Consider the following 9,490-nt stretch of genomic DNA (forward strand, 5'->3'; position numbering starts at 1 on the left):
TCGTGCGTTCGCCATAAGCCAGGTGCGCCGGGACCAGCAACTTGCGCTTGCCGCCAACCTGCATGCCCATGATTCCCTGATCCCACCCCTTGATGACACGACCAGTGCCAATCACGCACTGGAACGGTTTGCCACGGCTGTAGGAAGAGTCGAATTCAGAGCCGTCTTCCAGCCAGCCACGGTATTGGGTGGTGATCAACGCGCCTTTGACGGCCGCTTTACCGTCACCGGCCTGAATATCGATTACCTGAAGTACGTCGTTCATTGAATTCACTCGTATGCTCTTTCGCCCTTAGGCCTGTTGGGCGCCGTTTTCCCAGATTTGTCCGCGATTGGCAACCATGGCCTCCTTTGTTCCGATGAGTTTTTCTGAACAACACACTGAATTCAGATGCTTTTATTGATCCGCTTCACGCATCAATACATGCCAACTATGCAATTAACATATCGATCGCCCTGCTCCACCATTCGCCTCAATAAGAACCGTGCGCCGCGTCCAGGCAGCGCACGTCATAAAAGCGGTGGAGTATTTATCGATGACAGCCTCAATCCCGCGCGGACGCTCTCGCGCCAGCGCCATTTTCCGGGTTACCTCGGGTAACTTCCTCGAACAGTTCGACTTCTTCCTGTTCGGCTTCTATGCCACACAGATCGCGGCCGTGTTCTTCCCGGCCAGCAGCGAGTTCGCCTCGCTGATGATGACCTTTGCCGTGTTCGGCGCCGGTTTCCTGATGCGACCTCTGGGCGCAGTGGTGCTGGGTGCATACATCGATGATGTTGGCCGGCGCAAAGGGCTGATCGTCACCCTTTCGATCATGGCCAGCGGCACAATTCTGATTGTGCTGGTCCCCGGATACGAAACCATCGGCCTGTTCGCCCCGGCGCTCGTGTTGATTGGCCGGTTGCTGCAAGGGTTCTCCGCCGGCGCGGAAATGGGCGGCGTCTCGGTGTATCTCGCGGAGATCGCCACGCCGGGTAACAAAGGCTTTTTCACCAGTTGGCAGTCGGCCAGTCAGCAAGTGGCGATCATTGTTGCCGCAGCCTTGGGCTATGGCCTGAACCAATGGCTGGCGCCATTGGAGATTGCCGACTGGGGCTGGCGGATTCCGTTCTTCGTCGGCTGCATGATCGTCCCGTTCATTTTCTTCCTGCGCCGTAACCTGGAAGAAACCGAAGAGTTCGCCGCCCGCAAAGCACGTCCGAGCATGGCAGAGGTGTTCCGCACGCTCGCGCAAAACTGGGTGCTTGTCTTTGCCGGGATGATGATGGTCGCCCTGACCACCACAGCGTTTTACCTGATCACCGTGTACGCGCCGACTTTTGGCAAAACCGTGCTGCACCTGAGCACGTCTGATGCGCTCTTGGTCACCTTATTGGTGGGCGTGTCGAATTTCTTCTGGTTGCCGATTGGCGGCGCACTCTCCGACCGCGTCGGCCGTCGTCCCGTGTTGATTGCCATGGCCCTGCTGGCATTGGCCTCGACCTATCCAGCGCTGTCCTACCTGGTGCAGGCGCCAAGCTTCATCAACATGCTGTTGGTGCTGCTGTGGCTGTCGTTCATTTATGGCTTGTACAACGGCGCAATGATCCCGGCGCTGACGGAAATCATGCCGGTCGAAGTACGGGTTGCGGGTTTCTCTCTGGCTTACAGCCTGGCCACCGCCGTGTTTGGCGGCTTCACCCCGGCGATGTCGACGTTCCTGATTCAGTACACCGGCGACAAAGCGGCGCCTGGCTACTGGATGAGCTTCGCCGCGCTCTGTGCGCTCTGCGCGACGCTTTATCTCTATCGCCGCGCCAGCGGTCGCCTGCAACCAGCCCTTTCGTAAACCTGCCTTGCTAGAGAAATCCCTATGAAAAAGCTTTTCAACGTTGCGGCCATGAGCTTGCTGGTCAGCCTGGCCTTAAGCACCGCGGCACAGGCCGAAGAGTTACGCGTGATGACCTCCGGGGGCTTCACCGCGGCCTACAAGCTCCTCGGCCCGAAGTTCGCCGAAGCCACCGGCAACACCCTCAACACCGCCCTCGGTCCGTCGATGGGCAAGGCCCCGGAAGCGATCCCTAATCGCCTGGCCCGCGGTGAACAAGCCGACGTGGTGATCATGGTCGGCTACGCGCTTGACGATCTGATCAAGCAAGGCAAGGTCGACCCGTCGTCCCGGGTTGAACTGGCGGATTCGCGGATCGGTCTGGTGGTGCGCGAGGGTGCACCCAAGCCCGATATCAGCACCGTCGACAACCTGAAAAAAACTTTGTTGGACGCCAAGTCCGTGGCCTATTCCGACAGCGCAAGTGGCGTGTACATCGAGCAGCAACTGTACAAACGCCTGGGCATCGAAGACTCGCTCAAAGCCAAGTCGACCATGGTGCCGAAGATTCCTGTGGGATCGGTGGTTGCCACCGGCGACTATCAGTTGGGTTTCCAGCAGGTCAGCGAACTGCTGCCGGTACCAGGGGTGAGTTTTGTCGCGAAGATTCCGGAATCAGTGCAGTCGGTCACGCGTTTCGCCGCGGGTATTCCGGTTGGCGCGCAACACCCCGCGCAGGCCAAGGCGTTGCTTGAGTACATGGCATCGGCCCAGGCGCAAGCAGATGTAAAAGCCACCGGCCTGGATTCTGTCAGCCGCTGATAGCCGGCAGCTGGACTTTCATCGCCACCACCAAACGTTCCAGTTCAAGTGCTGCCGGGGTCAGAGTGCGACCCCGGCGCTTGATCAAACCGACGCTGCGCATCACTTGCGGATCGGTCAGAGGCACCCGCGTCAGGATCGGGTGATCTTCGCCCGGCATCGCCATCAGCGGCACCGCGGCAACACCCAACCCCGCCTCCACCAGCCCGATCATCGTCGTCACATGCCGGGTTTCGCAGATGCTCGGCCGCTGTGGCACCACACCAGTCAACGCCTGATCCAGTAAAAAGCGGTTGCCCGAGCTCTTGTCCAGCGAGATGTAGTCCTGCTGATAGAACTCGTCCCAGGTCACGCTGGTACGGCTCGCCAAGGGGTGATCACGCCGACAGGCCACGACGTAGCCCTCCTGCACCAACGGCTCGAAATCCACCTCGGCCTCCAGCGTACCCATGAAGCTCAGGCCAAAATCCGCTTCACCGTTGACCACCGCACTCAGCACTTCATGGGCACTGGAATCCAGTACTTTGACCTTGATCCGCGGAAATTGCCGGTGATAGTGCGCGACGACGCGGGGCATGAAGTAGTAGGCCGCCGACGGCACACAAGCGACAGTGACATGGCCCAGCCGGGTCGATGCGACTTCGCTGATGCCTAGCAGCGCCACGTCGAGATCATCCAGCAAGCGCTCGACGCTGGGCATGAAGCCGCGACCGGCCTGGGTCAGACTAACCTTGCGGGTGGTGCGTTCGAACAACCTCACCCCGAGGGCGTCCTCGAGTTTTTCAATACGCCGGCTCAGGGCCGGTTGGGAGATGCGTACGGTATCGGCCGCCTTGCGAAAACTGCCCTGCTCCACCACGGCGCGAAAAGCTTGCAGATCGTTGAGGTCGAAATTGATGGCCATGGGATGGACTCGGCGCGGGGATCAGATTGATTCGATTATTCTATAAATGTAACCAATTAATGCAAAATGTAACAACTCGGTTGAAACACTATGCTGACGCGACCGGGTCGAGCCTTTATCCTTGTCGCCCCGCCGTACCGAGTTAATGGAGTTTTCGCCATGCCCCATGAAGGCAGTCTGTTGCAAGCCGCAGTCGTGTTTCTGCTCGCGGCCGTGCTTACCGTTCCCTTGGCCAAGCGCCTGCAATTGGGTGCAGTACTCGGTTATTTGTTTGCTGGGGTGATCATTGGCCCCTCGGGGCTGGGCCTGATCAGCGATACGGAAAGCGTTGCGCACATCTCGGAGCTCGGTGTGGTGTTGCTGCTGTTCATCATTGGCCTGGAATTGTCGCCAAGACGGTTGTGGGTGATGCGCAAGTCAGTGTTCGGGGTCGGATTGGCGCAGGTGTTGCTGACAGGAACAGTGTTGGGCGTGCTGGCGCTGTATGTTTTCGGACAACCGTTGAACACCGCCATCGTTTTGGGCCTGGGTCTGGCGTTGTCGTCCACTGCGTTTGGCCTGCAAAGCCTTGCCGAACGCAAGGAACTGACCAGCCCTCACGGGCGTCTGGCTTTTGCGATTCTGCTGTTTCAGGACATCGCCGCGATCCCGCTGATCGCCATGGTGCCGCTGCTGGCCGGTAGCGCTGAAAACGTGACTGCGGCCGACGATGTCAATCAGGGTTTGCGCGTGCTGGTGAGCATCGCCATTGTGGTGATCGGTGGACGCTATCTGTTGCGGCCAGTGTTTCGCGTGGTGGCCAAGAGCGGTTTGCCGGAAGTGTCCACCGCGACCGCGTTGCTGGTGGTGATGGGCACCGCATGGCTGATGGATCTGGCGGGCATTTCCATGGCCCTCGGCGCCTTTTTGGCCGGCCTGCTGCTGGCGGACTCCGAGTACCGCCACGAATTGGAAGCGCAGATCGAGCCGTTCAAGGGCCTGTTGCTGGGGCTGTTTTTCATGAGTGTCGGCATGGGCGCGAACCTCAGTCTGCTGCTGCGCGAGCCCATCGTGGTATTGGGCCTGACGGTGCTGTTGATCGCCGTCAAGTTGCCGCTGCTGTTCATCCTGGGTCGACTGGCCGGCGCTTTGAACAAGGTCAGCGCGATTCGACTCGGCATTGTCCTGGCCGCCGGCGGTGAATTTGCCTTCGTGGTGTTCAAGATTGGTCGCGATCATGGCTTGTTCGACCCGCGCCTGTACGACCTGTTGGTATTGGCGATTACCCTGTCCATGGCGTTGACGCCCTTGTTGATGCTGATCTGTGGGCGTCTTGTCAGCCCCAAGGTGCAACCTGTGGCAGTGCCGGAAAAATTCCGCGAAATCGACACTGATGAGCCCCGGGTGGTGATCGCCGGCATGGGTCGCATGGGGCAGATCGTCGCCCGTATCCTGCGGGCGCAGAACATCAAGTTCGTTGCCCTCGACACCTCGGTGGAAACCATTGAGCTGTCGCGCAGCTTCGGCGGCGTGCCGGTGTTCTACGGCGACCCGATGCGCCCGGAAATCCTCAGTGCGGCCAAGGTCGGCGAAGCCGAATTCTTCGTGATCGCCACCGATGACCCGGACACCAACATCAAGACCGCCGAACTGGTGCGCAAGCTCTACCCGCACATCAAGATCATCGCCCGCGCACGCAACCGCCAACATGTACATCGGTTGATGGACGTGGGGGCCCACGCGGTGCGCGAAACCTTTTATTCGAGCCTGGAAATGAGCCGGCAAACCCTGATCGGACTCGGCCTGACCCAGGCCCAGGCCGACGCACGGATCAAGCGCTTCAAGCATCACGACGAACAGGTGCTCGAAACCCAGCATTCGATTTACGACGATGCGGTGAAGGTCAAGCAGACAGCACAGGAAGCGCGGGCGGAACTGGCGCGGTTGTTTGAGGCGGATCAGCTGGAAGAGCAAGCCAAGAACAATTGAGGTGGCAGTACTGGCCTCGTCGGAACGATAACGCGGTGTACCGGATAAATCACAACGACCAAGGAACTCGTAATGGCTGCCGATCAATCCCCCGCCCTCAAGGAAATCTTCAACGTCGAGCGCCTCCAGCATATCGCCAGCGAAATGACGGCGGTCTATTCGGAGTTCGATGCGCAGAGATTCCTCAAACTGGCCAGCACCGGCCTGGCGGACCTGTCGGTCATGCAACGCATGGCACGCGTCAGCGAATGCCTGCACGCGGTGTTGCCGCTGGGTTATGAAGCATCGCTCGAAGTCCTGCGCGCACTCGCCCCGCGTCTCAACAGTGGCTTCGTCAGCATGTGCCTGCCGCAGTACGTGGCGGCTTATGGTGCCGACCGCTTCGACGTATCGATGGACGCGCTCAAGTACTTCACTGCATTCGGTTCCTCGGAGTTTGCCATTCGCCACTTCCTGCGCAGGGACCTCGAGCGCTCGCTGAAGCTGATGCACGACTGGTCACTGGACGACAACGAGCATGTCCGGAGGCTGGCCAGTGAAGGTTGCCGTCCGCGACTGCCGTGGTCGTTTCGCCTGGAGCAAGTCCAGGCCGACCCGAGCCTGGCGGCGAAGATCCTCGACAATCTCAAGGCCGACACCAGCCTGTATGTGCGCAAGTCCGTGGCCAACCACTTGAACGACATCACCAAGGATCATCCCGACTGGGTGCTTGAGCTGATTGAAGGCTGGTCGCTGGACAACAAACACACCGCGTGGATCGCCAAACATGCACTACGCAGCCTGATCAAACAGGGCAACCCTCGAGCGCTGGCGATCATCGGCGCGGGTGGCAAGCCTGAAGTCGAGATCGTCGATGTGCGAGTCAACCCGCCAGTGATTGGCCTGGGGGAGAAAATCACCCTGTCCTTTGCCGTCAAATCCAGGGTCGAGGACAGCCAGCGACTGGTGATCGACTATGCCATCGACTACGTGAAAGCCAACGGCAGCACCTCGGCCAAGGTGTTCAAGCTCAAAGCCCTGACGTTGCCCGGCAAAGCCACCGAGCAACTGAGCCGCGGCCAGCACATCAAAGAACTGACCACCCGCAGGCATTACGCCGGTCGCCATGCGGTGCACATCTTGGTCAATGGCGAACGGCTGGCCAGTACGGCGTTTGAAATCCTTCCTTAACCCAACAACAACCCCTGCTCGCGCTCACACAACTCCACCACGTAATCCCACATCACCCGCAGCCGAACCGATTTGTGCAGCTCGCGCCGGGTACTGATCCAGTAGCTGCGCAGAATGCTTTCATCGGGAAACAGCAGTACCAACCCGGGATCGGCGCTGGCCATATAGCACGGTAAAACGGCAATCCCCAGACCTGCGCGCGCAGCCTGTTGCTGAGCGATAACGCTGGTGCTGTGAAAGACCACCTGCGGGTTGCGGCAGAAGCTGTTGAGGAACATCAGTTCCTGACTGAACAACAAGTCGTCGACGTAGCCGATCCACGCATGGCGCCCCAGATCCTCTCGATTGCCCAGCGGCGGCGAACGATCGAGGTAGTCCTGACTGGCGTAGAGGGCCAGGCGATAGTCCGTGAGCTTGCGCGTGACCAGCATGTCCGCCGATGGCCGTTCGAGGTGGATGCTGATTTCCGCCTCGCGATTGAGAATGCTGACAAACCGCGGCACCGCGACCAGTTCCACTTCCAGCCCCGGGTAACGTTCGAACAAACCGTTCATGCGGCTGGATAGAAACATGATGCCCAGCCCTTCTGTGACCCCGACGCGGATCTTGCCCAGCGGTGCCGTGGACTGGGTGATTTCCTCCTGTGCCAACAGCGCGACGTTCTCCATGGCTTCCGCATGCTTGAGCAGCGCTTCGCCGGACGGGGTTAGTTCATACCCCTGGGCATGCTGCACGAACAGCGCGGTGCCGAGGCTCTTTTCGATGGCCTCGATGTGCCGCGCCACGGTGGCGTGCGTGGTGTTCAAACGGCGGGCAGCGGTAAGCAAACGCCCGCTGCGCTGCAATTCGAGAAAAAACCGCAGGTCATTCCAGTCGAACATCGTCCATCCTTAGGTCGTCGCTGTTTAAAAACGCACAGCAGCTGCGCAAAAACTAACATTCTTTTGACGAAAGCTAACAACTAGGATGACCGACAACAAGAACAACAAGACGAGGTCAGGGATGCAGTCTTCCCTTGATGAATACGATTACATCGTGGTCGGGGCCGGTCCCGCCGGGTGTTTGCTGGCCAATCGGCTATCGGCCAACCCACAACACCGGGTTCTGTTGCTCGAAGCCGGTGGCCGCGACAACTATGCATGGATTCATATTCCCGTGGGTTACCTGTTCTGCATCGGTAACCCGCGCACCGACTGGTGCTTCAAGACCGAAGCTCAACCTGGCCTGCAGGGTCGCGCCCTGAGTTACCCACGGGGCAAAGTGCTGGGCGGCTGCTCGTCAATCAACGGCATGATCTACATGCGTGGCCAGGCCGGGGACTACGATGGCTGGGCAGCCGAAGGCAACCCCGGGTGGCGCTGGCAGGACGTGTTGCCGCTGTTCAAGAAAAGCGAAAACCATTTTGCCGGCGACTCCGAATTTCACGGTGCCAGCGGCGACTGGCGGGTCGAACGCCAGCGTTTGTCATGGCCGATTCTCGATGCGTTCCGCAGCGCTGCCGAGCAAAGCGGCATCGCCAGCATCGATGACTTCAACCAGGGCGACAACGAAGGTTGCGGTTACTTCCAGGTCAATCAGAAGGCCGGCATCCGCTGGAACGCGGCGAAGGCATTCCTCAAACCGGTGCGCAACCGCGCCAATCTGACCGTGTTGACCGGCGTTGAAGTTGACCGCGTATTGCTGGAAAACGGCCGCGCGTCAGCGGTCAGCGCCCGCTGGCAAAATCAGCCGAAAACTTTCAAGGCGCGCAAGGAAATCGTCCTCTGCGCCGGTTCCGTGGGCTCGCCAAGCATCCTGCAACGCTCCGGTATCGGCCCTCGCCCGCTGCTGCAACGCTTGGGCATCGGCGTCGTCCATGAACTGCCCGGCGTCGGCGGCAACCTGCAGGACCATCTGCAACTGCGGCTGATCTACAAACTGGAAAACGCCCGCACCCTCAATCAAATCGCTGGCAGCCTGTGGGGCAAAATGGGCATGGGCCTGCGTTACCTGTACGACCGCAGCGGCCCGCTGTCGATGGCGCCGAGCCAGCTCGGTGCGTTTGCCCGCTCCGGTCCGGAGCAGACCTCGGCCAATCTTGAATACCACGTGCAACCACTGTCGCTGGAGCGCTTCGGTGAACCATTGCATACGTTCCCAGCGTTTACCGCGTCGGTCTGTGACTTGCGCCCGCAGAGCCGTGGCCGGGTGGAGATCCGTTCGGCCAACCCGCAGGAATCACCGCTGATACAACCCAACTACCTGAGCCATCCGGAAGACTTGCGGGTCGCCGCCGATGCGATTCGCCTGACCCGGCGCATCGTTGCCGCACCGGCCCTGAAGGCGTTCAAACCGGTCGAATATCTGCCGGGAGACAAGCTGCAAAGCGAAGAACAACTGCACGAAGCCGCCGCGCGCATCGGCACCACGATTTTCCATCCGGTGGGCACTTGTCGGATGGGCAACGACGCAGACGCGGTGGTCGACGCCGATCTGCGCGTGCATGGCATTCCCGGCCTGCGCATCGCCGACGCGTCGATCATGCCGCGCATCACTTCCGGCAACACTTGTTCGCCTACGCTGATGATCGCGGAGAAAGCGGCACACATGATTTTAAATGCTGCAAACACCATCCCTGTGGGAGCAGGTTTGCCCGCGATGACGGCATGACAGTCAACATTCATGCTGACTGACCCTTCCCAATCGCGGGCAAGCCCACTCCCACAGGGACGTTACTGGTTTCACGGACATCGAGCATCACCCCCTGCAAGGAATACGCAACATCAGTGGAACAACAAAAACAATCACTGTGAGGGATACCGATATGTCAGAACACGTT

8 protein-coding genes are annotated in these 9,490 nt (G+C 59.8%); 5 read left to right on the forward strand and 3 right to left on the reverse strand.

Annotated elements, in window-relative coordinates; all coding sequences use genetic code 11:
- On the reverse strand, positions 1-265 hold a 265-nt coding region (locus tag D8V06_RS26090), incomplete at its 3' end, for an FKBP-type peptidyl-prolyl cis-trans isomerase (protein ID WP_130932089.1).
- A 271-nt stretch (positions 266-536) separates the two neighbouring features.
- Between D8V06_RS26090 and D8V06_RS26095 the strand changes: the two genes are divergently transcribed.
- Together D8V06_RS26095 and D8V06_RS26100 are read left to right on the forward strand one after the other, a co-directional pair.
- Complete coding sequence (locus D8V06_RS26095; protein ID WP_130932090.1) at positions 537-1,829, forward strand: MFS transporter; 1,293 nt, start codon at positions 537-539, stop codon at positions 1,827-1,829.
- 24 nt (positions 1,830-1,853) lie between these two features.
- Complete coding sequence (locus D8V06_RS26100) at positions 1,854-2,630, forward strand: substrate-binding domain-containing protein (protein ID WP_130932091.1); 777 nt, start codon at positions 1,854-1,856, stop codon at positions 2,628-2,630.
- On the opposite strand, the gene D8V06_RS26105 is transcribed toward D8V06_RS26100, so the two are convergent.
- A complete protein-coding gene (locus tag D8V06_RS26105; RefSeq protein ID WP_056853486.1) occupies positions 2,620-3,534 on the reverse strand; it encodes a LysR family transcriptional regulator in 915 nt (304 codons plus the stop codon). The genes D8V06_RS26100 and D8V06_RS26105 overlap by 11 nt on opposite strands.
- Positions 3,535-3,693: 159 nt before the next feature.
- Here D8V06_RS26105 and D8V06_RS26110 point away from each other — a divergent pair, with 159 nt between their 5' ends.
- The gene (locus D8V06_RS26110; protein WP_130932092.1) at positions 3,694-5,502 is read left to right on the forward strand and encodes a monovalent cation:proton antiporter-2 (CPA2) family protein; all 1,809 of its coding nucleotides are present in this window, start codon (positions 3,694-3,696) and stop codon (positions 5,500-5,502) included.
- A gap of 72 nt (positions 5,503-5,574) precedes the next feature.
- Positions 5,575-6,672 carry a DNA alkylation repair protein gene (locus D8V06_RS26115; RefSeq protein WP_130932093.1) on the forward strand — a complete coding sequence of 366 codons (1,098 nt, stop codon included), beginning with the start codon at positions 5,575-5,577 and terminating at the stop codon, positions 6,670-6,672.
- On the opposite strand, the gene D8V06_RS26120 is transcribed toward D8V06_RS26115, so the two are convergent.
- The gene (locus tag D8V06_RS26120) at positions 6,669-7,553 is read right to left on the reverse strand and encodes a LysR family transcriptional regulator (RefSeq protein WP_130932094.1); all 885 of its coding nucleotides are present in this window, start codon (positions 7,551-7,553) and stop codon (positions 6,669-6,671) included. The two genes, D8V06_RS26115 and D8V06_RS26120, sit on opposite strands and share 4 nt — an antisense overlap.
- Positions 7,554-7,674: 121 nt before the next feature.
- On the opposite strand from D8V06_RS26120, the gene D8V06_RS26125 reads away from it, so the two are divergent.
- Positions 7,675-9,321 (forward strand): GMC family oxidoreductase N-terminal domain-containing protein, encoded by a 1,647-nt coding sequence (locus tag D8V06_RS26125; protein ID WP_130932095.1) that lies wholly within the window; start codon positions 7,675-7,677, stop codon positions 9,319-9,321.
- Positions 9,322-9,490: the final 169 nt, after the last annotated feature.

It is taken from the genome of Pseudomonas sp. Sample_24, from assembly GCF_004307605.1.
GTDB lineage: Bacteria > Pseudomonadota > Gammaproteobacteria > Pseudomonadales > Pseudomonadaceae > Aquipseudomonas.

Bases quoted from the DNA above. Each gene is read 5' to 3' on its own strand.
- D8V06_RS26110 (WP_130932092.1), top strand. From the start codon at position 3,694: ATGCCCCATGAAGGCAGTCTGTTGCAAGCCGCAGTCGTGTTTCTGCTC.
- D8V06_RS26095 (WP_130932090.1), top strand. From the start codon at position 537: ATGACAGCCTCAATCCCGCGCGGACGCTCTCGCGCCAGCGCCATTTTC.
- D8V06_RS26125 (WP_130932095.1), top strand. From the start codon at position 7,675: ATGCAGTCTTCCCTTGATGAATACGATTACATCGTGGTCGGGGCCGGT.
- D8V06_RS26115 (WP_130932093.1), top strand. From the start codon at position 5,575: ATGGCTGCCGATCAATCCCCCGCCCTCAAGGAAATCTTCAACGTCGAG.
- D8V06_RS26100 (WP_130932091.1), top strand. From the start codon at position 1,854: ATGAAAAAGCTTTTCAACGTTGCGGCCATGAGCTTGCTGGTCAGCCTG.
- D8V06_RS26120 (WP_130932094.1), bottom strand. From the start codon at position 7,553: ATGTTCGACTGGAATGACCTGCGGTTTTTTCTCGAATTGCAGCGCAGC.
- D8V06_RS26105 (WP_056853486.1), bottom strand. From the start codon at position 3,534: ATGGCCATCAATTTCGACCTCAACGATCTGCAAGCTTTTCGCGCCGTG.